The sequence below is a fragment of the Algoriphagus marincola DSM 16067 genome (genome assembly GCF_000429405.1).
GTDB lineage: Bacteria > Bacteroidota > Bacteroidia > Cytophagales > Cyclobacteriaceae > Algoriphagus > Algoriphagus marincola.
Genome location: NZ_KE386899.1, coordinates 99,863 through 126,552, shown reverse-complemented (window position 1 = coordinate 126,552; position 26,690 = coordinate 99,863). Strand labels below are relative to the sequence as shown.

28 protein-coding genes and 1 tRNA gene are annotated in these 26,690 nt (G+C 42.6%); 15 read left to right on the top strand and 14 right to left on the bottom strand.

The annotated features are described in order from the left end of the window. Nucleotides 1–14: 14 nt before the first annotated feature. From G457_RS0119430 to G457_RS0119420, 3 genes are read right to left on the bottom strand one after another with little or no spacing between them, the layout of a single operon-like run. Nucleotides 15–1,073 carry an NAD(P)H-dependent glycerol-3-phosphate dehydrogenase gene (locus tag G457_RS0119430; protein ID WP_026947941.1) on the bottom strand — a complete coding sequence of 353 codons (1,059 nt, stop codon included), beginning with the start codon at nt 1,071–1,073 and terminating at the stop codon, nt 15–17. Then, a complete protein-coding gene (locus tag G457_RS0119425; protein WP_026947940.1) occupies nt 1,051–2,748 on the bottom strand; it encodes a 1-acyl-sn-glycerol-3-phosphate acyltransferase in 1,698 nt (565 codons plus the stop codon). The genes G457_RS0119430 and G457_RS0119425 overlap by 23 nt, the downstream gene beginning before the upstream one ends. Nucleotides 2,749–2,804: 56 nt before the next feature. Then, nucleotides 2,805–3,308, bottom strand: coding sequence for a DUF4199 domain-containing protein (locus G457_RS0119420; protein WP_026947939.1), 504 nt, complete (start codon nt 3,306–3,308; stop codon nt 2,805–2,807). Between the two features lie 142 nt (nt 3,309–3,450). Here G457_RS0119420 and G457_RS0119415 point away from each other — a divergent pair, with 142 nt between their 5' ends. Then, nucleotides 3,451–4,425, top strand: a complete 975-nt coding sequence (locus tag G457_RS0119415; protein WP_026947938.1) for a polyprenyl synthetase family protein — start codon at nt 3,451–3,453, stop codon at nt 4,423–4,425. Between the two features lie 24 nt (nt 4,426–4,449). Here G457_RS0119415 and G457_RS0119410 read toward each other — a convergent pair whose 3' ends face one another. The 5 genes from G457_RS0119410 to G457_RS23005 all read right to left on the bottom strand — a co-directional run bounded on the left by G457_RS0119410 (nt 4,450) and on the right by G457_RS23005 (nt 10,570). Continuing rightward, nucleotides 4,450–5,532 (bottom strand): glycoside hydrolase family 43 protein, encoded by a 1,083-nt coding sequence (locus tag G457_RS0119410; protein ID WP_026947937.1) that lies wholly within the window; start codon nt 5,530–5,532, stop codon nt 4,450–4,452. A gap of 109 nt (nt 5,533–5,641) precedes the next feature. After that, nucleotides 5,642–6,940, bottom strand: coding sequence for a threonine synthase (gene thrC, locus G457_RS0119405; protein WP_026947936.1), 1,299 nt, complete (start codon nt 6,938–6,940; stop codon nt 5,642–5,644). Nucleotides 6,941–6,948: 8 nt separating this feature from the next. Next, on the bottom strand, nt 6,949–7,878 hold the full coding sequence (locus G457_RS0119400) for a homoserine kinase (RefSeq protein ID WP_026947935.1): 930 nt from the start codon (nt 7,876–7,878) through the stop codon (nt 6,949–6,951). After that, nucleotides 7,878–10,325, bottom strand: coding sequence for a bifunctional aspartate kinase/homoserine dehydrogenase I (thrA, locus tag G457_RS0119395; protein ID WP_026947934.1), 2,448 nt, complete (start codon nt 10,323–10,325; stop codon nt 7,878–7,880). The genes G457_RS0119400 and thrA overlap by 1 nt, the downstream gene beginning before the upstream one ends. Before the next feature lie 71 nt (nt 10,326–10,396). Next, nucleotides 10,397–10,570, bottom strand: coding sequence for a hypothetical protein (locus tag G457_RS23005; protein WP_211230244.1), 174 nt, complete (start codon nt 10,568–10,570; stop codon nt 10,397–10,399). Between the two features lie 155 nt (nt 10,571–10,725). On the opposite strand from G457_RS23005, the gene G457_RS0119385 reads away from it, so the two are divergent. Further along, nucleotides 10,726–11,145 (top strand): META domain-containing protein, encoded by a 420-nt coding sequence (locus G457_RS0119385; RefSeq protein WP_026947933.1) that lies wholly within the window; start codon nt 10,726–10,728, stop codon nt 11,143–11,145. 1 nt (nt 11,146) lies between these two features. On the opposite strand, the gene G457_RS0119380 is transcribed toward G457_RS0119385, so the two are convergent. The 3 genes from G457_RS0119380 to G457_RS0119370 are packed head-to-tail and all read right to left on the bottom strand — an operon-like array spanning nt 11,147 to nt 12,742. After that, on the bottom strand, nt 11,147–11,602 hold the full coding sequence (locus G457_RS0119380; protein WP_026947932.1) for a hypothetical protein: 456 nt from the start codon (nt 11,600–11,602) through the stop codon (nt 11,147–11,149). Beyond that, the gene (locus tag G457_RS0119375) at nt 11,599–12,078 is read right to left on the bottom strand and encodes a nuclear transport factor 2 family protein (RefSeq protein WP_322786351.1); all 480 of its coding nucleotides are present in this window, start codon (nt 12,076–12,078) and stop codon (nt 11,599–11,601) included. The genes G457_RS0119380 and G457_RS0119375 overlap by 4 nt, the downstream gene beginning before the upstream one ends. Continuing rightward, on the bottom strand, nt 12,065–12,742 hold the full coding sequence (locus G457_RS0119370; protein WP_026947930.1) for an SDR family NAD(P)-dependent oxidoreductase: 678 nt from the start codon (nt 12,740–12,742) through the stop codon (nt 12,065–12,067). Before G457_RS0119370 ends, G457_RS0119375 begins: the two co-directional genes overlap by 14 nt. Nucleotides 12,743–12,797: 55 nt before the next feature. Between G457_RS0119370 and G457_RS0119365 the strand changes: the two genes are divergently transcribed. Together G457_RS0119365 and G457_RS0119360 are read left to right on the top strand one after the other, a co-directional pair. Continuing rightward, nucleotides 12,798–13,691, top strand: coding sequence for a mechanosensitive ion channel family protein (locus tag G457_RS0119365; protein WP_026947929.1), 894 nt, complete (start codon nt 12,798–12,800; stop codon nt 13,689–13,691). Next, nucleotides 13,672–14,010, top strand: a complete 339-nt coding sequence (locus G457_RS0119360; RefSeq protein WP_026947928.1) for an MGMT family protein — start codon at nt 13,672–13,674, stop codon at nt 14,008–14,010. The genes G457_RS0119365 and G457_RS0119360 overlap by 20 nt, the downstream gene beginning before the upstream one ends. On the opposite strand, the gene G457_RS0119355 is transcribed toward G457_RS0119360, so the two are convergent. Then, entirely contained in the window at nt 14,007–15,452 is a 1,446-nt protein-coding gene (locus G457_RS0119355; protein ID WP_026947927.1) for a sodium:solute symporter, read from the bottom strand. The genes G457_RS0119360 and G457_RS0119355 overlap by 4 nt on opposite strands. 53 nt (nt 15,453–15,505) lie before the next feature. Between G457_RS0119355 and G457_RS0119350 the strand changes: the two genes are divergently transcribed. From G457_RS0119350 to G457_RS0119315, 7 genes are all read left to right on the top strand, one after another. Beyond that, nucleotides 15,506–15,799, top strand: coding sequence for an ATP-dependent Clp protease adaptor ClpS (locus G457_RS0119350; protein ID WP_026947926.1), 294 nt, complete (start codon nt 15,506–15,508; stop codon nt 15,797–15,799). Between the two features lie 11 nt (nt 15,800–15,810). Continuing rightward, nucleotides 15,811–16,431, top strand: a complete 621-nt coding sequence (gene recR, locus G457_RS0119345; RefSeq protein WP_026947925.1) for a recombination mediator RecR — start codon at nt 15,811–15,813, stop codon at nt 16,429–16,431. 142 nt (nt 16,432–16,573) lie between these two features. Continuing rightward, nucleotides 16,574–16,650 (top strand) — tRNA-Ala (locus G457_RS0119340). 172 nt (nt 16,651–16,822) lie between these two features. After that, nucleotides 16,823–17,074, top strand: coding sequence for a GIY-YIG nuclease family protein (locus tag G457_RS0119335; protein ID WP_026947924.1), 252 nt, complete (start codon nt 16,823–16,825; stop codon nt 17,072–17,074). A gap of 467 nt (nt 17,075–17,541) precedes the next feature. After that, on the top strand, nt 17,542–19,113 hold the full coding sequence (locus G457_RS0119325; protein WP_026947923.1) for a PKD domain-containing protein: 1,572 nt from the start codon (nt 17,542–17,544) through the stop codon (nt 19,111–19,113). Nucleotides 19,114–19,118: 5 nt separating this feature from the next. Further along, complete coding sequence (locus tag G457_RS0119320; RefSeq protein ID WP_035484379.1) at nt 19,119–19,541, top strand: hypothetical protein; 423 nt, start codon at nt 19,119–19,121, stop codon at nt 19,539–19,541. A 20-nt stretch (nt 19,542–19,561) separates the two neighbouring features. Further along, nucleotides 19,562–19,834 carry a hypothetical protein gene (locus G457_RS0119315; RefSeq protein ID WP_026947921.1) on the top strand — a complete coding sequence of 91 codons (273 nt, stop codon included), beginning with the start codon at nt 19,562–19,564 and terminating at the stop codon, nt 19,832–19,834. Between the two features lie 11 nt (nt 19,835–19,845). On the opposite strand, the gene G457_RS0119310 is transcribed toward G457_RS0119315, so the two are convergent. Together G457_RS0119310 and G457_RS0119305 are read right to left on the bottom strand one after the other, a co-directional pair. Beyond that, nucleotides 19,846–20,523: a DUF2461 domain-containing protein gene (locus G457_RS0119310; RefSeq protein WP_035484376.1), complete on the bottom strand. Its 678-nt coding sequence runs from the start codon at nt 20,521–20,523 to the stop codon at nt 19,846–19,848. A gap of 54 nt (nt 20,524–20,577) precedes the next feature. After that, nucleotides 20,578–21,873 (bottom strand): UDP-N-acetylmuramoyl-tripeptide--D-alanyl-D-alanine ligase, encoded by a 1,296-nt coding sequence (locus G457_RS0119305; RefSeq protein WP_026947919.1) that lies wholly within the window; start codon nt 21,871–21,873, stop codon nt 20,578–20,580. A 91-nt stretch (nt 21,874–21,964) separates the two neighbouring features. Here G457_RS0119305 and G457_RS0119300 point away from each other — a divergent pair, with 91 nt between their 5' ends. From G457_RS0119300 to G457_RS0119285, 4 genes are all read left to right on the top strand, one after another. Next, nucleotides 21,965–24,034 carry a T9SS type A sorting domain-containing protein gene (locus tag G457_RS0119300; RefSeq protein WP_026947918.1) on the top strand — a complete coding sequence of 690 codons (2,070 nt, stop codon included), beginning with the start codon at nt 21,965–21,967 and terminating at the stop codon, nt 24,032–24,034. Nucleotides 24,035–24,099: 65 nt separating this feature from the next. Beyond that, nucleotides 24,100–25,806, top strand: coding sequence for an amidohydrolase (locus G457_RS0119295; protein WP_026947917.1), 1,707 nt, complete (start codon nt 24,100–24,102; stop codon nt 25,804–25,806). A gap of 80 nt (nt 25,807–25,886) precedes the next feature. Next, nucleotides 25,887–26,180 carry a type II toxin-antitoxin system HigB family toxin gene (locus G457_RS0119290; RefSeq protein ID WP_026947916.1) on the top strand — a complete coding sequence of 98 codons (294 nt, stop codon included), beginning with the start codon at nt 25,887–25,889 and terminating at the stop codon, nt 26,178–26,180. 1 nt (nt 26,181) lies between these two features. After that, the gene (locus G457_RS0119285) at nt 26,182–26,538 is read left to right on the top strand and encodes a helix-turn-helix domain-containing protein (RefSeq protein WP_026947915.1); all 357 of its coding nucleotides are present in this window, start codon (nt 26,182–26,184) and stop codon (nt 26,536–26,538) included. The last annotated feature ends 152 nt before the right edge of the window (nt 26,539–26,690 follow it).

Genomic DNA, 26,690 nt, shown 5'->3' with positions numbered 1-26,690 from the left:
AGCTTTTTTTATGTCTATACGAAGTCAACATCCACGTTGAAAGGGTATTTCATCAGAAACTGAAGTGCTTCCTCTATCTCCAGATCTTCAAACAAAACCCGGTACAGGTTTTCTGTAATTGGTGCTCGTAAATCTGATGCCTCCAAAAAACCTTTGATAATTTTCACAGTATTAATTCCCTCTGCCACTTCTTCCATTTCATCTAGGATCTGAGGTAATTTTTCTCCCTTTGCAAGGCGATAGCCTACCGTGAAATTTCGAGAATTCACCGAGTTGCAAGTGGTCACCAAATCCCCCACACCAGCTAGCCCAAAGGCTGATTTCACACTACCTCCTAAGGCACGACTTAAATGAACCATCTCCACCATCCCACGGGAAATAAGTAGCCCTCTGGCATTTTCTCCTAAACCCAATCCTGCCAGTGCTCCTGCAGCTATGGCAATGATATTCTTCAATACCCCACTTAGCTCTACTCCGATGATGTCGGAATTGCCGTAAACCTGGAATTTTTCAGATCGAAGCAAACGCTGACCTTCCAAAATCACCTCGTTGAACTTAGAAGCAATCACCGTTGCTGCAGGTTGACCTTTGGAAAGCTCCTTTGCGATATTCGGTCCGGCTAGGCAACCCACGCGAACTGCCACAGTCTCTTTCTGTAGCACTTCGCTCATGGTCAGAATGCGGTTACGGTCAAGGTTTTTCACCTCATCCAAACTTTGCCCTTCAGGCAAATCCAGACAAAGTCCCTTCGTACCGTGAATGACTAAATGATAGGGCTGAAGGAAAGGAGAGAATTTCCTGGCGACATCCTGAAATGCCGAACTGGGAACCATGAAAAAAATGGTTTGGCAGGATTCACAAAGCTGCTGAGGATCCTGTGTAGCCACAATGGATTCATGCATTGATTTGCCCTGCGCTGTATGATTTTCATTGATCTCTGCAACGACCTCAGCATTTCTTGCATAAACCAAAACTTGGTTTTTTTCAGCAAGCATATTGGCGATGACGGTCCCAAAAGAACCTACGCCTACTACACCGATCAATGATGAATCAGAAAAGGTTCTCGAGCTCATAGCCGTGTAGTCTATTGTGATAGAAATAAAGTAAACTCATGTCCTCGGTCACTATTTGACCTTTTTTATTTCGGATCAAAGGCCGCTTGGCATGATACATCCCCACGTTATCGAGTCCATGAGCGATAATTTCCTCTAGACTTCGCTTCATGTGTGGAGCAATTTTGATCAATCCCTGATCACGAAGAATTAGAATCTGATCATACACTCGCTGACAAGCATCCTTGAATTCCTCATATTCAATAAAAATTTCCTCTTCTGGCAATCTAATCAAGTCAAATAGATCCAATTTGGAGTTTTTGGCTTTGATGAGTTCGAATGCTGTAAAGGCTACCAAATGTGAGCTAAACACCCGATTGATCCGGTGAAACTCCTCTACAATTCTCCTTCCGAGCATGTGGGTGTATTCTTCCTCTCGCTGAGAATCCACAGTCACCTTTCCTCCGGACCTGAAATAATGACTGGTATCAATCACTCTTCCATGCTGATCCAAGCTCTCCCCCTTTTCGTTGACATAATTTCCCAGAACATCCATTGCTCTCCCTACCGAAACCGAAATATCTGAACCCTTGGTAAAAAACTTGACGAGGAACTTCGAGATTTTGTAAGAAGTAGAGAACTCATCATTCTCTTTGTAATAGCGCTCCTGCCCGGTGATACTTAAGTGATCTCGTATTAGACTAGGCGCCTCCAAGACAAAGTGATAGTTGATCGTGACGGGTACCACGAAGATTTTACCTGAAATCCCGGTGATGCCCTCCTGATAATTATTTCGCTGGGCTTCAATAGCTGTGCTAAGTAAGCCCAATTTGAGTTTGCTCTCAATCATACCGCTTCGGCTACGTGTGCCTCCAGGGAAAAAGAGCGAATGACACCCGAACTGAATAGCCTCTTTGGAATAGGTTTTTAAGGTCTCCAAGTAGACCAAATTCTTTTTTCGACGATCTACTTTATATGCTCCAAGCGCATTCATAAAGTAGGCAAAAATGGAAATATTGAAGAGATTCAATCCAGCGCCATAGATAAATGGAGGTAATCCTAGCACTGAAATAATCCACCCAATAAGAATACTATCCAGATTGGAAAAGTGAGTAGGAACCATCACAATGGTGCCTTTTGTAGCCAAATCTCTGAGTTGATCGGTTTCCCCAGTGATTTGTATCTTATCCTGTAGGGTGTACTGATTGGAAAAAATGGATCGAAATCCTTTTACCCGGGCCGCATTGAGCAAGCGTGCAAATCCAAAGGTGACCACGCTCCGAATAAACTTGTAATGCTGATGCTTAAAATTGCTGGCAATTTCCTCTGAATACCGGGAAGTAATGGATTCTAATATTTCCTTATAAATCGCTTCCCTTTGCTTTTTGGAAAGGCTTGTCTCCGAACTCGCATGAAGAAGAGACTCTTTGACTTTTCCCCAAAAGGCTCCCTCATCATCTGGGTCCACCACCCATGGATTTTGCTTTATTCGAAGCTTCTCTCTATAGCGGGTAGTTTCCAGCTCTTCCTTCAATATTTCCATATTATTGGAAGTAAGCTTCAATATCCGACCTTGAGCATTTTCAGATACTTTTTTGACAAATTCCTTTCGCTCACGCGCCAATTTGACAACGGGCCACTCATCCTTACTAGGAAGGATGGGATCGTATTTGTGCTTGATATATTTTTCCTCCAAGGGGCAGATTGATTAGAAAAATCAAAGATACATAAATAGAATTAGTCAGATTAGGATTAGCTGGCAGAGGGCATAGGTGTACCTTTTTTTGATTTCACCAAAAAAGCTACGACCAAGGAGGTAATCAAACCCATAATGAAGGCTCCTATATTGGCTTGGATGATATAACTTTTCAAATTGAAAAACTCCTCTGCAGCGCTTCTCTCCATGATACCAGTGCTTACTGAATATTCGATCACATTGGAAAAATAGTAGGGAGTAATGTAAGTAGAGGTGATATACTGACTCAATGGAGTAAGCAAGGCCACAATCAAGGTAATGATCATCCCCGATACGAAGCCTTGTTTGAAACTCAAATGTCCTCCATAGAAATTCTTCTTTTTGTCCCGAAGAGCCAACACATAAATCAGAATCGAAGGGATAGCTACCAAATTGGTATAAGTGGCATGATCGGCAATCTTCTCATCGTGCCAACCCATGGATTTCTCAAAGACCATCCAAATCAGCATCATAGCCACAAAAATTAGTGCCCATTTAATTTCAATACTTAGCTTTTTCATCGTAGTGGGGATTATGATAAATCAATAAAATACAAAATACAGAAAATCCATAAACGTTTCGGGATGTAGACCGTTTGTCAGTAAAGCCAAAAGATTTCTTGCACTGCACCCAAAGCATGCTATTTTTACGCTCGCATTCCTGATGAAACCTGACCTCAAACAAATCCAAGTCCCAATTGCTGCCGAAATGATTGAATTCGAGCAGAAGTTTAGGGATTTTATGAAGAGCAAAGTCAAGCTCCTTGACCACATCACCAATTACATTGTCAAGCGCAAGGGTAAGCAGATGCGTCCCATGTTTGTGTTTTTGACAGCTGGTGTCTGTGGACAGATCAACGACTCTACCCACAGAGGAGCTGCGCTTATCGAACTCCTTCATACAGCTACCCTAGTTCATGATGACGTAGTGGATGATGCGAACTACCGCCGGGGATTTTTTTCTGTAAATGCACTCTGGAAGAACAAAATCGCCGTTTTGGTAGGGGATTACCTTCTGTCGAGGGGGTTACTCCTTTCCGTGGACAATGGAGACTTTAATCTCTTGCAGATCGTCTCCAATGCCGTAAGGGAAATGTCAGAAGGTGAACTTCTGCAAAGTTATAAAGCCCGAAAACTGGATGTAGACGAAGATGTTTATTACGAGATTATCCGACAAAAAACAGCCAGTCTCATCGCCTCTTGCTGTGCAGTTGGCGCATCAAGTGTGGGAGCGGACTTGGAGAACGTAAGCAAAATGCGTGATTTCGGAGAAAAAGTCGGGATGGCTTTCCAGATCAAAGATGATCTTTTCGACTACGGGGAGGATGAAATCGGTAAACCCGTAGGGATTGATATCAAAGAGAAAAAGATGACCCTTCCTCTGATCTATGCTCTTAGAAATGCAGACTGGTTAGAAAAAAGAAGAATTATCTCCCTGATCAAAAACAAATCAGAAGATAAGAAAGCTGTAGCTCAGGTAATTGACTTTGTGAAGAAAAGCGGTGGACTGGAATATGCCAAAGGGAAGATGAATGACTTCTATCAAGAAGCTTTGGATATCCTAAAGGACTTTCCTGATTCCGAATTTAAGACATCCCTCAAAGACCTCGTCAGTTACACCATCGAACGTAAGAAATAAGCCGGACAGAATCCGGCTTTTGCATTACTTCATGGGATTGATAGTCTGAATTTTTCCATCAGGTAGGTGAGTTAGCTCAGCCATTTTGATATTCCGAAGTGGAGTCTCTCCTGATAGCTCAGTATCATGGTAAAAAAGATACCATTTGCCCTCAAACTCTACAATCGAATGGTGATTGGTCCAGCCCTGAACTGGTTCTAAGACATTTCCCTGGTAAGTAAAAGGACCATAAGGGCTGTCTCCAGTTGCATAAGCGATAAAATGGGTGTCACCGGTAGAATAGGACAGATAGTATTTTCCTTCGTATTGATGCATCCAGGCTGCTTCAAAGAACCTCCGATCATTGTCTCCTGCTTTGATTGGCTCACCATTTTCATCCAAAATCAAAACTTCCTTTGGCGTCTCATCGATTTCAGTCATCGACTCAGAAAGCTTGGCAATGTATGGCATTAAGGCTTTTTCGTCTGGTGCTGGAATACCATCTGTTGGACCTTTTCGTCCTTCTACCAGCTTTTGATCTTCATACCATTGAAGCTGACCGCCCCAGATTCCTCCCCAGAGAAGATAGTAATCATCGCCATCCTGGAAAGCTGAGGGATCCATGCTGAAAGTCCCGGCAATAGGCTCAGGTTCCGCTTGAAAGGGCCCTTCTGGCCGGTCTGAGATCGCTACCCCAATTTTGAAAATATCCTGCTTGTCCTTGGCAGGGAAGTAGAGGTAATACTTCCCATCTTTCTCTGCTGCATCCGGTGCCCATAGCTGACGGCCTGCCCAAGGCACATCCTCGAGTTTGAGCGCAACTCCATGGTCGGTGACTGGTCCTCCCGGACTTTCCATAGAAAACACATGGTAATCCTTCATGTCAAAATGCGAACCCATGTCATCTTGAGCTACATCGGTTTCAATATCGTGCGATGGATAAATGAAGATTTTACCTTCAAAAACATGGGCTGAGGGATCGGCGGTGTAGATGTGTTCAACAAGTGGGGGATGAGCGAATTCAGAAGCGGTGGAATCGGCCTCGACTGTCTGAGTAGTTTCTTGAGGCTGGGAACAGGCGATTCCTGCAATGACCAGCAAACTAAGGTAAGGGATTGATTGACGCATGGTTAGATTAGGTTTGAAATAGAGGTTGAAAATAGTGAAGGATATTGGTTTTCGAAATGCAAAACAAAAAGTAGGATGGTATCAAATGATACTATCACTTTTTATTTCATCAATCCAACCCCTCCAAAAACCCCTTAAACTCATCAAATCCTTTTCCCATCGGGATCACCTGTTTTTCTCCTTGCAGAAAAACCGCCAATCGCTCCGGTAGCACCAATTTTTCTCCCAATGCTTCCTCCACCACATCCCGGAATTTACCCGGATGGGCCGTTTCCAAAAAGACTCCCACATAACCTGGATTTTCGGCCATATAGTCTTTCAAACCCAAATATCCCACTGCTCCATGAGGGTCGAGTATATATCCCTTTGGCTGTATTGCTTGAATGCCCTCCACCGTTTGCTCATCGGTGTAGAAATACCCTTTCACGTTTTCCCGTAACCGCTTCTCATCTCCTTCATATAGCGCAAGAAGCCTTGGGAAATTACTTGGATTGCCCACGTCCATAGAATTGGACACAGTCGGGATGGAGGGCATGGCCTTAAAAGGTGAGCCATGCAAATATTCGGGAACTACCTTATTTACATTGGTTGCTGCCACAAACTGTGCTATCGGCAGGCCCATTTGTTGTGCTAAAATCCCAGCTCCGATATTCCCGAAATTCCCGCTTGGAACTGCAAATGCAACTTTTTTACTCATTTTAGGCAACCGGGAAAAAGCATAGAAATAGTACAGGGATTGCGGAATCCACCTTGCTATATTGATGGAATTTGCCGAGGTCAGCATCAGCTTTTCATTTAATTCCCTATCCAAAAAAGCCTGCTTCACCAAGGTCTGACAGTCATCAAAGACTCCCTCCACCTCCAAGGCGGTTATATTTTGCCCCAATGTGGTAAACTGCTTCTCCTGAAGTTTACTGACTTTTCCTCTGGGAAAAAGAATAATCACTTCCACACCTGGAACGCCCAAAAAACCATTGGCAACAGCACTTCCGGTATCTCCTGAGGTAGCAACCAAAACTCGAAGCGTCTTACTTTTATCTTCGACAAGCATACTCATCAGTTTGGAACAAAACCTTGCTCCTACATCCTTGAAAGCCAAAGTAGGTCCATGAAACAGCTCTAGGCTATACACATCTTCCTCCACCTCCACAATTGGTGCATCAAAACTGAGTGTATGATCAACCAACTCATGAATCTGCTTTTCGGTCAAATCCTCTGAAAACAAAGCCCCGATCACCGCATAGCCGATTTCCCGAAAGCTCATTTCGGACATTTTTTCGATCAGGTCATTTGGCAAAACAGGAATCCGCTCGGGCATATACAGCCCATTATCTGGTGCCAAACCCTTGATTACGGCCTCGGAAAGACCAACTTGATGCTTATGGTTATTGGTGCTGTAATACTTCATACTGTGGTTTATTCAATTACAAAAGCTCCACGGGTATTGATCGCTGAGTGATAGGCATCTACTCCGAGCCCCATAGATTCATAGACCTTTCGAGCCGCTGAAATAATTCCGGGGATGGAACTCTCCCCCTGACATAGGGAAAAAAGGGTTGGTCCAGAACCTGAAATACCCATTCCGAGTGAACCAGCTGATTTGATTGCTTCTCTTACCTCATAAAATCCGGGGATCAACACTGCTCGATAGGGCTCGGCTATCACATCCCGCAATGACCTTGATATCAATCCATAATCGGATAGAAAAAGCCCAGAAACCAAGCCACCAACATTTCCTGATTGTATGGTGGAATATTTTAAAGGAATTTGGTCCCGAAGAACTGAGCGGGAATCCTCTGTCCGGAGTTCATAATGCGGATGCAAAAGCACACACTGCAAATCCTTCGGAACTGGCAACTTGATCACGTCGAGTGGATGGTAATCCCGGATCAGGACAAATCCTCCCAATAGACTAGGAGCGACATTATCTGCATGACCAGCACCGCAGGCAACTTTCTCAGCTAAGATCGCAAAGGGCAGCAGATCTTTTTTCTCCAATGGGTTTTCTAGGAATTCATTCACAGCGACCAAGGCCGCCACGGCACTGGCAGCACTTGAACCCATTCCAGACCCGAGTGGCAGCCCTTTTTCTAAATGAATATCCAATCCAAGACGGATTCCCAACTCATCCAAAAGAGCCTGAATGGCTACCGAACAGGTATTTTTAGCAGCATCCAAAGGCAATCTACCCCCGTCTCCTGTGATTGAAACTACCCTAAGCTCTTGGCTATTATTTTCTATGAGCTGCACGCTATCTCCCATACCTTCTATAGCAAAGCCAAGAATATCAAAGCCACAGGAAACATTGGCTACAGTAGCTGGCGCAAAAGCTTTGACAGTTCGCATCACTCGCGGGTATAGTTTCCGATTCGAATTACATCTGCAAATACACCCGCGGCAGTTACATCTGCCCCGGCACCTGGCCCTCTGATGATCATCGGCCGATCAAGATATCGCTCTGTGGTGAGTAGAATCATATTATCACTGCCACTCAGGTTACTAAATGGGTGCGAAGCAGGAAGTGAATTTAGCCCCACTTTCGCCTTCCCATTTTCAAGAGTAGCCATGAATCGAAGTTTTTCTCCTTTAGCTTCTGCAGTTTTGAGTAAGTCTGCGAAACCTTTATCATGACCTTTCAATTTTTCGAAGAACTCCTGTACTGACTCAGCAGATTGACAATCTTCCGGCACCATACTTTGCACCGTGATATCTTCAAATTCTAGTCTTTGCTCTGCCTCTCTTCCCAGGATCAAAATTTTTCTAGCTACATCCATCCCACTCAGATCATCTCGAGGATCTGGCTCAGTATAGCCTTTCTCTTTAGCAGATTTGACCACTTCGGAAAAAGGGTCTCCCTTTTCCAATTCGGAAAAAATAAAATTCATTGACCCACTCAAAACTGCCTCAATTCGGATCACCTTATCCCCGGATAGCATCAAATCCTGCAAGGTGTTAATGACAGGAAGTCCTGCTGCAACATTGGTTTCGTAGAGGAATTTCACCCCACGCTTCTTCGCCAGCTTCTTGAGCTCCAGGTATTGCTCCATGGTTCCAGAGTTGGCTTTTTTGTTCGGAGTGACAATGGCCACTTTCGCCCCCAAGACACGAGAATAGGCATCCGCTACTTCTTGACTTGCCGTGCAATCCACGAAAACAGAGTTAGAAAAGTTCATTTCCTCCATTTGTCGGACAAACTTCTCCATATCCATTTTCTGATCCTTCTCGGACAAATCATAGCCGACCTTCAGATCAAATCCATCCTCATGAAAAGCCATAAAACGACTATTAGCCAAACCGTGGATTTGGATGTCCAGCTCGCTTTCCTCTCGAAGTTTTGCTTGCTGGATCGCGATCATTCGCATCAGGGCTTTTCCAATCAAGCCAGTCCCTACCAAAAAGACGTGAAGCACCTTGTTTTCTGAAAGGAAAAAGGCTTCATGCAGGGCGTTCAGAGCCTTTTGCAAGTCCGGCTGAGGAATTACGGCCGAAATGTTCAGCTCTGAACTTCCCTGAGCAATTGCAGCCACGTTGATGTTATTCCGACCCAAAGCCCGGAACATTCGCCCGGAAGCACCCGGGTTTTGCTTCATATTTTCTCCCACCACTGCAATGGTCGAATACCCATGAAGGAGGGATACTTCCTCCATTTCATTGGATTTGATCTCGTAGAAAAATTCTTGCTCGATTACTTCTTTGGCTAGATATGCCTCACTGGTTTTGATCGCGAGACAGATGCTATGCTCCGATGAAGCTTGAGAGATTAGGACGATATTGACTTTGGCCTCAGAAAGGGCTTTAAATACCCGACTTCCGGCAGTCCCATCCAATAAAGCAGCTCCTTGAACAGTCACAATGGAAATATTGGACATGGAACTGATACCCTTAATCAGCGGGCCATTGGTCACATCCCCATTAATCAAGGTTCCCGCATTTTCAGGTTCAAAAGTGTTTTTGATCCTAATCGGAATATTCCGCTTCATCGCCGGCTGCATGGTTGCCGGAAAAATCACTTTAGCACCAAAATGAGAAAGCTCCATCGCCTCATTGTAGCTTAACTGAGGAATGGTGAAAGCGGTGTAAACCAAATTTGGATCTGAAGTCAAAACTCCGGATACATCCGTCCAAATCTCCAAATCATCTGCTTCCAAGGCTGATGCAAAAATCGCCGCGGTATAGTCTGAACCAGACCTTCCCAAGGTAGTGGTCTCTCCTTTTTCGGTCGACGCAATAAATCCGGTAATTACTTTTACCCCATCATAATTCAAAAAATACTGACGGATCAATGCATTGGTTTTTTCAAAATCAACCCTTGCCTGCCCAAATCGATCATTGGTACGAATCACTTCTCGTGCATCGAGAAAGCGGCTTTTCACGCCCTTGGCAGTCAATGCTTCTGATAAAATGAATGCAGAAAGCCGCTCCCCAAAACTCACTACATAATCCAGCGTCCGAGGGGAATTTTCTTTTATCAGATAGATACCATGAAACAAGTCCTCCAATTCATTGAATCGGACTTTTACATAAGTCATGACGGTAGACTGATTTTGTACGGCGATGAGCTGCCGGACCATATCCAAGTGCTTTTCCTCCAGTGTCTGAAGCAAATCCCGGTAGACCTGATCCCCTTCCCGGGCCATCTTGGCAATGGTCAGTAAAGTCTCCGTGACTCCACCAAATGCGGAAAAAATTACGGCTATTTCCTGTCGCTTCAGTTTATCCTGAATGATGGAAAAAACCTGTTTAATTGAATCTGGATTCGCTATGGACGAACCACCAAACTTGATGATTTTCATGATTTACTTTGTGATTTGATGAGAAATATGGCAAAAGCCAAAAAGGGCGGAGGTAGAAAATAGAAACGGGATTACCCCGTAATGATGGTCGTCATCATGGTCTTGCTGATTCCAAAAAAGGTAAAGCCCCAAGAAAGTCGTGGGGTAAAAGCCGGTAAAAATGGTGCAATCATGGACTTTTTCATAGCAAGGATAGCATTTGCAAGTTTAAGCCTCCATTTTCTTTTTGCCAAGCATTCACCCATTTATCTTTCAAATTGGCAGAAAAAATAGCCTTTAAATAGATTTTTTCTAAAAGAAAGATAATGGATCACCCAAATATTTTTTCGAAAACCGACTTTCCTATAAAATAAAAATGAAGTAAATCCGCTATTTTAGAGTGAACCAAATCCAGATTTCCATGAAAAAAGCACATCTATTTTCGATAGCCTTGGTTTTTATTTTGTTTAGCGGCTGTAGCAGTGTCAAAAGTCTGAATCCACTAAGCCTCCTTACTGGAAATAGTTGGGCCCTTTCTTCCCTACTAGGTCAAGGTCTAGATCTATCACAATTTTCCGGTGGAGTCCCTTTTCTCAACTTTATGGATGATGGAAAACTAACTGGTTTTTCGGGTTGTAATAATTTCAATGGAAGCTTCAAGCTCGAAGGAACTGACCTCAACCTAGACCCCGGTGCCATGACTCGAAAAGCCTGCCCTGGAACAGGAGAGCAGGATTTTATTTCCGCACTGAGTCAAGTTAAAAACCTTAAGGTAGGCAAGGATAAATTGACACTACTTGATGGAGCAAAAGAATTGATGAGTTTTGTCCCGAAAAATTAGCTTAGGCAATCAGTTCAACGAGATTCTCTTTTCCTTTGAACAGGACTTTATCGCCACTGCCTTTTCCCATGACACTCTGTGCCAAAGGTGATGCTGCACTGATCAAATAAACGCCTTGCTCATTGACCGTGATTTTACCAACTGCGGCGGCGATGAGAAAGTATTCTCCGGCAAGGCGGATCAAAGACCCTTCTCTGATATTTGGGCTTTGGCTTTTTACGCTTTGCACCCGATAAATTTCATCCAAAAGGTTGGAATTGGAGGTAATTTGAGATTCTACCTGTCTCAGATCCTGGGTAAGCATTTCCCTACCGGTTTCGAACTTATCTCCGGCACTGCTTTTATCATCTTCCAAAATTCCATCAGAAATAGCTTTTCGCTCTTCTTTCAATTCCTGGATTCTTGTTTTGAGGATCGAAACGGCCTGTTTGAATACCTCTTCTTTGTTCAAGCTCATTGGTTACATCCCTCTTTCCGACGGGTATCGATGATATAGGAGATTTTCCATCCTTCAGCAGTGCGGACAAGTTGAAAAGAATTGACCCCACAGTGGCTGAATTGATCATTCACATAAAATTCATAAGGCGTCCAAGCTGCAGCAAGGTCTCCGTCTACTTTGATTTGATAGTCCAGAATCCGCTCATCCAGGTTTACATCTTCTGGCGTGGTGGCGATCCGGTTCACAAAATCAGCGACTGAATTACTTCCAAGAGTACTCCCATTTTCACCTGCTACCACAGTTTGCATAGGTGCTGTTTCTAAAAAGACCGCACCCGCGGCAGCACCGTCTTTGGCACGCATGGCATCAAAAAGCTGCTCGATCACCTTTTGAACCTCCATCTCTGGAGTCTGGGCCATTGCCTGCTTTTGAAGCCCAATCATCAAGAAGGCCAAGATTACTACTAAAACATTTTTCATATTATACTTCACCATAAAGTTTGAAAGTCATATTTCGAAGAGCAGCATTATTCACTGCATAGTGCATGGCTTCTGCAATTTCGTCAGGGCGAACCCATTTCGAAAAGTCTGAATCGGACATAGATTCTCTGTTTGGGGGAGTATCAATGATACTTGGAACGAAAACATGAGAACGAATAGAAGTATCCTGTGTAAAACTTGCGACCATTTCCGCTAGATTAATAACCATGCTTTTACTCATTGCATAGGCAAAAGTTCCTGCCGCATCCACTAGCTGTAAAGCTGGCCTTGCACCTACAAATAGAAAAGTGCCTTTATTCTGCTTTTGCATCAAGGGAAGAAAACCTTTGACTAAGTGAAAGGCACTGTAAAAATTCAGCTGAATCATTTGATCTAAGTCTGCTTTTGAGGTTTCTTCCATAGAACCCATCGCAAATCCTCCTACCAAAAGTGCTAATGCATCCAGGTCATTGTACTGCAATTGATACTCTTTGACAAAAGCCTCAACTGCCGCTTCATCTGCGACATCTACCTCATAACTATCGTCTGCCTCTTCTACTTCTTCATTTTTTCCGGGCTGTAATAAGGCAATGACCTTGTAGCCCTCTCGTTTGAATTTTTCTACGACAGCCCCTCCCAAATTACCCGCAGCACCTGTGACAATAATATTTCGAGTCATTCCAATTTTAATGGTTGATAATTCCTAAAATTAACTGTTATTTTTCGATTCTATTATGAATGATATAAAAACCAGTATACGAAGCAAAGAGAACAGGAGAAGAGGTTACTTTTTTCTCAAGTTGATCTTATTGATTCTCTTACAAATAGCCTATGTGGCAGATACACCTGTGCATCGATTTTTGGAAGAGCATGCATCCCTCACCAATCTACTCCGGGCTGGTATTTTTCTGCTGAGTGCACACTTGGTTATCTCTCTTGGCCGGTTTATCACTTTGGGGTTTTATTTAAAGAAAACTGCAGAGACAAAGGTTCAGCCCAATTTCGTCCTTGGAATCAACCGGATAGCCACGATCCTGAATTTCTTTGCCTTCCTTATTTCCTTGATGCTTGCCTTTGGAATCAGACCCTTGGAGTTTTTGACTTCCATCACTATTGTCGCAGCTGCTATTGCGCTACTTACAAAAGAATACATCACCAATATCGTAAACGGTTTGATCCTGATGTTTTCAGAGCAGCTGGAAATAGGAGACAAAATCAATGTGGGTAATAAAACGGGTTTCATTCGGGATATAACGCTCATGAATACGGTCCTAAAAAGCGAAACAGGTGAATTGATTTTCATTCCCAATTCCATGATACTATCCACCGATGTGGTGAATTATTCTAAAAACAATACGCACCAAGTCGTTTTCGATGCAGAAATCCCCTACTCCAGTGATTTACAATTGAATCAATTGGAGGAGAGCCTCACACAGGTTTTGAAAGAATATGGAGATCTCGTGCTGACCGAAGGTGCCCAACTGAATATCCTGGAGCGAAAGTCCGATAATATCCTGATGCGCTATCAATTCCCTATTCGGTCAGGTGAAAAAATCAAAGAAGCGCAAGTCCGTAAGGCCATCAATCAATCCTTTTTGAACTGGAAAAATGAGCACAAAAAAGTCTAATTATTTTGATCTTGTCTATCAGGTAGTGCGCGAGATTCCTCCCGGAAGAGTATGCACCTACGGAACAATCGCTCATTATTTGGGACTCAAAAGCGGGGCTCGAATGGTGGGTTATGCTATGAACGCGGCTCATACCCTACCGGACGTTCCAGCCCATCGAGTCGTAAATAGAGCAGGAGTTTTGACCGGAAAGCATCACTTTGCCACTCCTACCCGAATGCAAGAACTATTGGAACTGGAAGGAATCCATGTAGAAAAAGATCAAGTTCAGGATTTCGACAAGCTTTTTTGGGATCCGGAAAAAGAACTCGGGCTTTAATTCTTTTGACGGAAAAGATACAGCCCCAAAAACATCAAGAGACCATTCAAAATCAAAGCCTCAAACCCAAACTTATACCCCCAAAACCATCGCTCTGAATTTGAGCTAATGAAAAAGGTAATCAGAGGGGCTGCTACAGCTAGAAATGGGACCATATTATCCTGAACTTTCATTTTTGTGAACAATCCAAAAGCATACAATCCCAGAAGAGGCCCGTATGTGTATCCCGCAATGATAAATACCGAATTGATCACACTTTGATCATTGATCCAGTGAAAGATCAGGATAGCCAAAAACATGATAAACGTAAAAGCCAGGTGGACTTTTTTTCTGACTGACACCTGTCTGTCCTTTGGATATTTTCGCTCGATTTCTAGAAAATCAATACAAAAGGAAGTGGTCAAAGCAGTAAGCGTGGAGTCTGCGCTGGAGTAGGCTGCCGCCGTTATTCCCAGGACAAAAATGATTCCTGCATAGGCAGGAAAATGCTGCGTCGCCAAAAATGGGAACAATTCATCTGATTTCTCGGGAAGTGCAAGCCCTTGCGTCTCCGCAAAAAGATATAACATTACCCCCAGTCCCAAGAAAAGTAGATTTACAAAGACCAAGATGATTGTAAACCAAAACATATTTTTCTGAGCATCCCCAATATTTCTACAGGTCAAGTTTTTTTGCATCATATCCTGGTCCAGGCCAGTCATGACAATAGTGATAAATGCTCCAGAAATAAACTGCTTGAAAAAATTAGTCCCGGCTTTCCAGTCCCAATTAAAGATGGAAGACCTCGAGTCTTCGGATACCCGACTGAAATAATCTGAGATCCCTGAAAACTCCAATGCATCGCCGACCACAATGATGCAAACAACCACCGATGCAAGCATGAAAAAAGTCTGTAGCGTATCGGTCCAAACCACCGTTTTGATCCCTCCCCGGTGGGTGTAAATCCAAATAAGGCCAACTGTAATTAGGACCGAAACCCAGAAGGGAATTCCTAAGGAATCAAAAAGAATCAACTGTAAAACTGATGCCACCAAGAAAACCCTTAGAGATGAGCCTAAGGTCCGCGAAAGAATAAAAAAGAAAGCACCAGTCTTGTAACTGTAAAAGCCAAATCTATCCTCCAAATAGGTGTAGATCGAAATGAGATTCAATCGATAATATAAAGGCAATAGAACCTTAGCAATTGTAAAATAGCCGAGCGTGTATCCAAGTACAACCTGGAAATAATAAAAATTAGTATTGCCAACTTCACCCGGAACTGAGATAAAAGTGACTCCAGAGAGCGAAGCCCCAATCATTCCAAAAGCCACCAAAAACCATGGAGATTGCCTATCACCAGTGAAAAAGGTATCTGAAGTCACCTTTCTTGATGTCAACCAAGAGATGACAAAAAGCAACAAAAAATAGCAGGCGATAACAATTAGTACTGTTTGTGGATTCATAAAAGAGAAGGCTTGAAACCGCTAAATTTGACCATTATTCTTAATTTTGCAATATGATTTACCTTCAAAACGATCTACCCCAGCTGGAGGAAGAAGAAATTTTAATTGAAGATTTGCTGGACCTGGAGGAACATGACCTAGTTGTATTCAATGACGATGTGAATACTTTTGATCATGTCACCCATGTTTTGATGAAAGTCTGTAAGCATACCCGAGTACAGGCTGAGCAATGCACATTAATCATTCATTACAAAGGAAAATGTGCTGTCAAAAAGGGGAGTTTCGAAGATCTGAAACCCATGTGCGAAGCGATCCTTGACGCAGGAATTCAAGCCACCATTACTTAATTTCCACTTTTGTGAATCTCCCTTCAAAACTAATCGAGGATGCCGTTACCGAAATATCCAGACTGCCAGGCATCGGCAAGAAAACTGCTCTTCGACTCGCCCTTCATCTTCTTAAACAACACGAAGCTCATACAGAGGCATTGGCGCTATCGCTGACTCGAATGAGGCAAGAAATCAAATATTGCAAGACTTGCCATACTATCTCCGATGATGAGGAATGCAGCATCTGCAAAAGTCATAAGCGTGACTCGTCTACCATTTGCGTGGTAGAAGATATCAGGGATGTACTAGCTATCGAAAACACCAATCAATACAATGGGAAATATCATGTTTTGGGCGGTGTCATATCACCTATTCAAGGGATTGGACCCGAGGAATTAACCATCGAATCGTTGGTAAATAGAATTTTAGAATCTGCAAAAAGTGAACCGGTTAAGGAAATCATTTTGGCGCTAAGCGCTACCATGGAAGGAGATACCACTGCTTTCTACTTGGGCAAAAGACTAAAAGAAACAGGCGTAAGTATCAGTACTATCGCAAGAGGAATCCCTGTAGGGGGTGAACTGGAGTTTACAGATGAAGTCACCTTGGGAAGAAGTATTATGACCCGGATTAATTATAGCCAAGAGTAATTAAATATTTGTGGGTATTAAATCCAGTTCTATATTTGCAACTCAAACAAGGGGGATTAGCTTCTCGATAGTCATCGGGACTAAAGCGTCCCGAAAGCATTCGGGAAAGTCATCGGTTTGAAAACTGAAATATGGAAAAATTGGGGGATTAGCTCAGCTGGCTAGAGCGCTACACTGGCAGTGTAGAGGTCATCGGTTCGACTCCGTTATCCTCCACCATAAAAGCTTCTTAATAGAGAGGCTTTTTTTATTTAATACCATCTGAATTAGCCCATCTCGATAGCTGTAGGATGGTCAGAGCGTCCCGAAAGCATTCGGGAAGGTCATCGGTTCGACTCCGTTATCCTCCACAAAGGCTTGCAAAAACTGCAAGCCTTTTTTATTTTTAGTTATGTACTTTGTATATATTCTTTATAGCTCAAAAACTGACAAATACTATATCGGCTCAACTGATAATCCGGAAGCAAGGCTCAGGCATCATAATTCAGCATCGACCCCATCAACTAAAGCTGGAGCGCCTCTCTGGGAAATCAAATACTTAGAAAAATATTCAGATAGATCCTCTGCCCTAAAACGGGAATTGGAAATCAAAAAAAAGAAAAGTAGAAAATATATCGACTGGCTGATTAGCTCAGCTGGCTAGAGCGTCCCGCTAGCTAGCGGGAAGGTCCCCGAAATACTTCGGGGCAAGCTATCGGTTCGACTCCCTGCCTTTGCCGGCAGGCAGGCGTTATCCTCCGCTGTCAAAGCTTCTCGAAAGAGGAGCATTTTTTATCTACTAAAGCTTAGTTGAATAGGACTGCAGCTGATTGGTTCATTTGGGATTTTGTTCAAACACCTTTTTTCAAGCTATCTCTCCAAAAAGATTAGGAGAATAGCTTTGGCGGATTCTACCCTGGCATAACTCCAAAACTCATTTTTTTTGAATACAGTTAAAAAAAACAATTTTCTCATAAAGTAAAATGGGACCAACGTCAAAAAAAATACTGCTAAACAACCTTTTAATGATACATAGGAATAAGTAGATAACTCATGGATTACCAATGACTTAAATCATTTTTTAATGTTAATCTGTTTTGTACATTTGGAACCCAATTAGGATTAAGTGAAGTGAAACGGAAAGGCAATATTTGGCTAATATTTGGGTTATTCTTTTTACTGAATACCGCCGGAGAGGTATATGCCCAATGTCCTCAGAATAATTTCGTTGTGGATGGCTTTCAGTTACGGGATTCAGATGGAAACCCTTTCACAGTCACTGACGAATATGAACTTGGAGAAGAAATCAATGGAGAACTCTGGACTATTCTAGGAGGCTCTTCAACTAATGGATATAACCTGAGATTCTTTTTTGATATTGTTATCAATGACGTTCTAATCGCAGATGAGCAATACGAATGTCTTTTTTCTGGTGTACAAGCCCAGCAAAACGTTTGGATTAAGGTTCGGGATTTTACTTGGAATTGGGGGGATGTGGTAGACATTAAAGACATTTTCATCTATTGGACCACGGGTACAGCCGATCCAAATTCTACTTGTGTCATTAGCACCAAAAACAACATTAACTCACAATGCTACGGCAACCTTGAGGGCTTTACTGCTGCTGTCCCATTATTTCCAAAATTCGATTTCCAGTCTAATGGGATTTGTAATACCACCATTGAATTCACTTCGCAAACTATAGGGGGATCACCTCCATACAACTATACATTCGAATGGGATTTTGACGGACTAGGGACTGCTACCGGACCAAGTCCAGTTTTTGATTTCCCTTCTACAGGCACCTACACTATAGGACTTACCGCAGATGACGGAGTGACAACTACTACCATCTACAAGGATATTTTCATTGATCCTAACTTTGGTATTCTGGTGACTATTTTCCCTACAAAAATCGATGATGATACCGGGATCATTTATGTGGAAAGTGTCACTGGAGGTACGGAGCCTTACAGCTTTGTATGGACAGGACCTGATGGTTTTTACAGTACAAATAGAAATATATTCGGCCTGAGCACAGGCTTATATACACTGACTGTGACCGATGCTAATGGATGCTCTCAAACCGTGGAATACTTTCTAGATGTTGCTTCTGTTCTATCCTTAGATCTTTCCTACTTTGTAGGAGAATGGTCTCCAAAAACAGGAAAAGTAACCCTCAACTGGGAAACGAATAGAGAAATAGAGCCTGGCACTTTCGAAATTCAAAGAAAAAATAGTGGTGATGAGCCTTTTCAAACAATCGGAACCATTCAAATTCCTAATTCAAAAACTGAAACGACTACTTACTCATTTCAAGACACAAATTTCCCCTTTAATCAAGACCACCTCTATTACAGAATAAGAAAAAAAACAGAAGAATTCGATTATTACAGCTCTGTTCTCTTGGTAAAACGAGAGATACCCAAAGAGATGATACCCAGTTGGACTTTATTTCCAAACCCAAGCTATGCAGGTCAAAATTTAGAGTTAGCCTATCTGGGAAAAGAAAAAATCTCAGGAGGAAATGTGAAACTACGCCTGTTGAATACTACGGGTGAGCTAAGAGAAAAAACAGTTCCACTCCCCACAACTTCAAGGTTCATAATTAATTCGTATTTTGGGTATCTCCCAGCTGGCTTCTATATTCTGGAATTACAGTGGAACAATCACTCTGAGCAAATCAAAATACTTAGAAATTGAGCTTTATGAAAACAATAAGACTTCAAGCCATCACTTTTTTGATGGCTATTTTTTTTCTCTCTTCCTGCTCCTGTCAGCCTGAGGACATCCTAAAAATAGCGTTTAAGGGAATGGAAAAAATGGTGGGAGATGGGTTTGTTCCTTCGGATGAAATTCGCGCTTTAGGTGATTTCCAAGGCACCTCTGTGAATTTGAAGCGGACAAATGATGAATCTATAATTATTCTTAAATTGGAGAATGGAGATCCAAAGCTATTGGGAGACTACCCCGAAGTACTTGCCAGAAAATGTGCTGAAATCTACCTCAGAGACTTTGAAAATTCTGAAAACTATGAAAAAATCGTGGTTCAATTTATCCAAACTGATCCCTTAAACCCGGATAATTTTGCCATGCAAGAACACGAATTCCAAACCAAAGATTTTCTCTAAGCCATCAAACCCCAGATACTATGAACATTCCTGAAGAATTCAAAAAACCACCTCTGACGCTTGGTGATTGGATCATTAATGTTTTGATATCCAAGCTGCCTCTAATCGGATTCATTATGTTGATCGTTTGGGCAGTAGATAAAAATACCGATGTCAACAAATCCAATTGGGCCAAATCCGAATTGATACTTCGCTTGATCGGATTTGTGATCGGAATTATCATCTTCTCCGTGATTGGATTCGGGTTTTTAACAGCCTTTTCTGAGAACGTGAATTGGAGTGATTTTGATTAATCCCTCAAAAATTAAAGTAAATCCGAGCCGTCCTCGACTTCTTCAACAGCCTTTTCCAGAAAGTCCAAAAAGGGCTTCATAACGGAAAACCCTCGGAAGGCAAGGTTCAGAAAATTACCCGAGTTTACATCCTTGTCTGCAATTGGGCTGGAAACGATGAAGCTTTTCATCCGAAGAAATTCGATATATGGATGATCTGCATCATAGTCTCTTGGACTTGTCTTGAGCTTATCTCCTTCGATGGTGGGAAACAGTTTGACAAACTCCGGTTCGCTGAGAATTTCCGTTAACTCAGCACCGGAGTAATCAATTTCCTTTCGAATTTTCTTCAGTGTTTCTGCCATTGGCATCCAAATGCCTCCTGCAAAAAATGAATTGCCGGGCTGAATATGAAGGTACCAGCCGGGTCCCTCAGATTTCTTTCCTTTTGGGGAAAAATAGGCTGCAAAGTTGGTTTTATAGGGATCCTTATTAGCAGAAAAACGGATATCTCGGTTTTGCCTGAAAACACAGTCTTTTGGCTTGAAAGCAGACAGTGCCGGCTCGAGTTCTGAGAGATTCTTTAACATGACCTCCACATCCTCTAAAAATTCTTTTCGATTTGACTGATACCAATCTCGGTTGGCATCCATCCAATCTTTGTGATTGTTTTCAGCGAGAGATGAAAGAAAGTCTAGATAAGGCCTCATAATTTCTAGTTTGATAATGGATGGATCTTTTTAACCCTTAGAAAAAGAGAGAGTTTAAATAAAATCAACCAAGCCTTCCAACTTCATCCCTCTACTTCCCTTGATCAGAATCATGTAGTCTTCAAGCTGACTGTCCTGAAGCCAATTTCGGAATGAAAAAGGATCGGGAAAATACAGGGCCTTCGGTGCCTTAGTGAGTGCAGAAACGATGAGTTTTCCTGTGAAACAAACTTTATCAAACTCATACTCGCTGACTATCTCTCCTAATCTTGCATGCTCCGCTTCGGCATGCTCCCCCAGTTCAAACATATCCCCTAGAATGATCATTTTGTGCTTCTTACCCTTCATCTGTCCGAAGGTCCGAATCGCTGCTTCCATGCTTGATGGATTGGCATTGTAGGCATCTAAAATGATTAAATTACTCCGCATTTCGATCAATTGGGAGCGCATATTGGAAGGCTTGTAATTCAAAACGGCCTCCACTGCTTGATGCATATCCACTCCAAAAAACTTCCCGATAGTAAGCGCAGTTGCAATATTTCCAAAATTATAAGCTCCGATCAGGGAGGATAACTGCTCCCCATCTACCCCCTCGACAGAAAACTTTACAAAAGGATCGGCACTCAAAAATTGAATTTCGCAAAAATCCCCTTTGGAAGGATACAAAACGGGCTCTTTGAATCGCTTGACCATATTGATCAAGATCGGATCCTGACTGTTGATGAAAACCGTCCCTTTATTTTCTCGCAAGTGCTGGTAAAGCTCTGTTTTTGTCTTCAAAACACCTTCAGGCCCACCCATTCCCTCTAAATGAGCTTTCCCAATGTTGGTAATGAAACCATGTGTGGGTTCGGCAATTTCACAAAGCTCCTGAATATCTCCCTGCTTATTGGCTCCCATCTCGATGATGGCCAGTTCGTGATCTTTCTTGAGAGAAAGCAAAGTCAAGGGAACGCCGATGTGATTATTAAGATTTCCGATTGTAGCCAAAGTCTTGAATTTGGTCTTCAATACAGCATTCAGCAGCTCCTTGGAAGTAGTCTTTCCATTGCTACCGGTAAGGCCAATGATAGGTATGTCGAATTGATGTCGATGATAATTGGCCAATTTCTGCAAGCAAACCAAAGCATCTTGACAGATAAAATAGCGCTCATCATTTTCCAAATAGTATGCGGGGTCATCGACCACCACTCCAGAAGCACCCATTTCCAAAGCCTTGGCAGCAAATTCATTTGCATCGAAATTTGGACCTTTCAGGGCGAAAAACAGATTTCCTTGTTCAATTTTCCGTGTATCAGTACTGACTCCTGTACTTTTGAGAAAAGCTTCGTATAGGGTGATGATATTCATGACTTAATTTTAATAGTCCAAAATAAGCGAATCCATCTCATTTTTGGCTTTTGGCAACGTTTTATCTTTAAATTCGGTTTAGAATTTAGCCATGAGAAGATTACTCCTACTTTTTTTTATCCTACTCTTATCATTGACTAGTCGGAGTCAGACTACTTTTACTTTTGATAAGAGCACAGCAGTCAATCTGGAAGGCAAGACTTTAAGCTCCCCTTGGAGTGGCGGAATCAATTCAGCTCAAATCCAGACCATTGATCTAAATGGTGACGGAGCGGAAGAGTGGGTCATTTGGGACATCAATTCCCGGCAACTCTCGGTCTTTGAAAAATCAGGGGAAGAGTTTATCCATCAACCTGAATGGGCCTACTACTTCCCGGCGGATATCAGTGGTTTTTTGGTCCTGGCCGACTTTGATGCTGATGGCAAGAAGGACTTATTCACCTCCACAGCCAGAGGTATCAAAGCATACCAAAATACTTCTTCCGGCAACACCATTTCCTTTGAACTGGCTCAGGACTTTCTTCCATTGGATAATGGATCAAATATTCAAGCCAATAATCTCGACACACCGTTGATTCAAGATTTAGATGGAGACGGAGATCTAGACTTGGTGATCTTCAATTTTGCTTCAGGGGACTATCTGGAATTCTATGAAAATACATCAATAGATCGAAGTGGCAGCCCGGATATCGACGGCTTTGCTTTTCCAGTGAGGCATTGGGGATTATTTGAAATCTGTGCCTGCGGTGATATCTCTTTCGGACAGACTTGTGCTGGCATGGATTTAAGAGTTAGTTCTACTGAAAATGCCCGAATCCAGCACGCTGGCGGCCATTCTCTTCTCTATCAGGACTGGGATGGAGACGGTATTTCCGATTTGCTTTTAGGCCGCGATGAGTGCGATATCTTATACTTCCTTCCTAATAAAGGAACAGAAACCGATCCCCTTTTCGACGAATTTTCAACCAGTCTTCCAAGTCTCGGCGAGCTCCCTCGATTCCCTGTTTTCCACAATCCGGAGCTGATCGATGGAAACCTGATTATCAGCTCTAATTCTAATGAGGCCTCCATCGTTTATGGGGTTGATTTTTCACAATCGATTCTTTCTTTTGACGGAAACACCGGCCCTATTTTGCAGGATCAGATCTTGGATTTGGGAGAAAATACAAGGCCTTTTTTCCTTGGAAATCAAAATGGAGGAAAACTCTACCTCAGTGCCAATGTGACCCGTAAAGGAGAAGTATTGGGTGAAATCCTTGAATTCGATTTCCAAAATGGAGCATTTGAGGAATCACTCTCTCTTTCAAATGTGGGAGAGTTGGGACTTACCGAAATTCAATATTTAGAGTTTACCGATGAATCCAATCAAACCCATCGACTCCTGACAGGAATCCGTTTTGAAGGAAATATCCCGAAACAACGGATTTTTGAACTTCTCAACAACCGATGGACTGAGATTACTCTTTCAGGATATGAACCGAATCGGGGAGATTATTTAGCCTTTTTCAACTACCAAAATCAGGATCATCTGCTGGTGGCAGCTCAAAATGGAGGTTTGGATTTGTACAAAGTCGACTTCGAAAACAAATCAGCCCAATCACTAGAAAGCGATTTTCTGGGCTTTCAGGACAACCCTGCCAATAGAAACTTGACCGTGGCAATCAAGCTTGGTGATCAACCCGGACTCTACACCGTGGATCAACGTGGAATTTTGAGCTACATCCAAAACTTCATGCAACAAAGTCAGCGGGAAGAAGTCCAAATACAAATTGGAGGTGAAAACTATCCGACTCGCCTCGGCAGAAATACCTGGATTACCTTGCTACCGGATGTTTTGGGAGGTAATCCAGATTTGATTTTAGGTACGCGAGCCGGTGGATTGATTTATCTCAAGGCCTCGGAATCCGCCATTCCTCCAAGTGAAGGGATTCAGCTAATTATTTATCCCAACCCAACACTAGGGCCTGTAAAAGTCATTTCCAATCAGTCTGGGACAGGACGTATCGTCAATGCTTTGGGCCAGGTGATTTTATCAGATATCAGCCTAGAGGCTGGACAGGAATTGGAGATTCAGTCAGACTTTTACACACCGGGACTTTATATTTTTCAGCTTCAAACTAACAACCGTAATTCTATATCAAAAAAGTTCTGGGTAAGGTGATTGAGATTAGTTTTGTTTGGATAGAGGAAATAACCTAGCTTTCCATACAGAATAAACACCAACTTATGAGACATATTTATTTTCTGGCCTTTTTGGCCTTTTTCGGATTTGCCTGTAATAGCGGCCCAGAAAATCCTGCTGATAAAATTTTTATTAACGGTACCATCTACACCGTGGACGAATCCAATCCGAAGGTCGAAGCAGTAGCCGTCAAAGATGGAATGATTCAGGCCATTGGTTCATCTGCTGAAATCCAGAAATTAGCTGGTGAAAACACAGAAGTCATCGACTTGGAAGGTAAAACCATGACTCCGGGATTTATCGAATCGCATGCACACTTGATGGGAATCGGCTACAACAAGCTGGAGCTTGACCTCATGTATGTCAAAACCTACGATGAGCTGGTCGAAAAAGTAGCCGAGGCAGTTGCCAAAGCCAAGCCGGGAGACTGGATCACAGGCCGTGGCTGGCATCAGGACAAGTGGATCGAAAAGCCCGAGAAAATGGTCAAAGGTTTCCAAACCAATGAGCCTTTGAATGAAGTATCTCCAGACAATCCGGTATTTCTTCGCCATGCTTCCGGTCATGCATCCTTTGCAAATTCTAAAGCTTTGGAATTGGCTGGAATTGCCAATCTAAAAGGCGAAAGACCAGGTGAGGTCGAAGGCGGAGAAATCATCACCGATGAATTAGGAAATCCCACCGGAGTATTGACCGAAAGAGCCTCCTATCTCGTGGCTCGATTGGTTCCGGAAGAAACTCCTGAACGAGCGGAAGAAGCTTTGACATTGGCATTGCAAGAATTGGTAGAGAAAGGAATCACCTCTTTTCATGATGCAGGTTCTGGTCAGGATGTAATCGATTTGGTTCAGAAGTTTAAAGACGAAGGCAAACTCACGGTTCGCCAATACATCATGCTAACAGGCCGTCAGCCAGAGCTTTTGGAGGAATGGTACAAGAAAGGTCCAATGATAGACTCCGAAGATCACCTGCTGACTGTGCGTTCTATCAAGCTAAACTGTGATGGAGCATTAGGACCAAGAGGTGCCTGGTTGCTGGAAGATTATGCGGATAGACCAGGTCATCGGGGACATGAGACGCTTCCCATGTCTGTCGTAACTGAGGTATCTGAAAAAGCCTTACCGCTTGGTTTTCAGGTTTGCTCTCATGCTATTGGAGATCGCGCTAATCAGGAGATTTTGGATAGATATGAAGCAGCTTTTGCCAAATTCCCAGATGCGACCGATCACAGATTCAGAATTGAGCATGCCCAGCATTTGCATCCGGATGATATTCCGAGATTCGGGGAATTGGGAGTGATAGCGGCCATGCAGGCCATTCATTTGAGTTCGGACCGTCCTTGGGCCATTGATAGACTTGGAGAAAAGCGCATCATAGACGGAGCTTATGTATGGCAGAAGCTTTTCCAAACCGGAGCGAGAATCTGTAATGGAACGGATGCCCCTGTAGAGCCGGTAGATCCAATTCCTTCCTTTTATGCCTCTGTAACCCGTAAGACTTTGGAAGGACTTCCTGAAGGAGGCTATGAAGGCGATCAAAAAATGACCCGTGAACAAGCATTGAAGTCCTACACTTTAGACGGTGCCTATGCCGAGTTCGAAGAAGATTTCAAAGGTTCAATTGAAGTAGGTAAAGCAGCGGATTTCACGGTCTTTGATCAGAACATTATGGAGGTAGCTGAGGATGAAATACTAAAAACCCAGGTTGCTATGACCGTGATGGGAGGACAAGTGGTTTTTAAAAGACAATAATTAAGGCCTCTCAAAGTTAGTTGAATTTTAAAAAGTTCCCTTTATGGGAACTTTTCTTATATATTTGAATTTAGAAACATGTGAGAATAATTGCAGAACGGACTTTGCGAGAATTTTGGGAAAAACATTCCGATTCTGAACAACAGCTAAAAGCTTGGTATCGAGAAGCTGAAAAGTCCCAATGGAGTAATATCCACGATCTAAAAAGAGCGTATCCAAACGCCAGTATATTGGGAGAAAGTAGAGTAGTATTCAATATTAAGGGGAATCACTACCGATTGATTGTAAAAATCAATTTTGAATTTCAGTTATGTTGGATTCGCTTTATTGGTACTCACGCCGAGTATGACAAAATCAACGCAAATACGATCTAATATGAATATCAAGCCTATCAAAACTGAAACAGATTATCAAAAAGCACTGATTCGCCTTGACGAGATTTTTGATGCTCAAAAGGGAAGCAAGAAAGGAGACGAACTGGAAATACTTTCTATTCTAATCGATCAATATGAAAAAGAAAATTTTCCGATTGATCTACCTGATCCCATCGAAGCTATCAAGTTTCGAATGGAGCAGATGGATCTCAGAAATAAAGATCTTGCTGAGGTGGTAGGAAATAAAAGTCGGGTAAGTGAAGTGTTGAATAGAAAAAGAAAACTTTCGCTGGATATGATTCGAAAACTGAACACCTATCTTCGAATTCCTACAGAGGTGTTGGTTCAGGAATATTGATCCCATTATTTATTTGATTTTTGTTTAGGCTTACTTTTTCAAATTCAAGAACAGCATAGCAATAGAGTACCTTAGGATAAAATACTAAAAACCCAGGTTGCGATGACCGTGATGGGGGGAAAGGTGGTTTTCAAAAAGTAATGGGTAGAAAT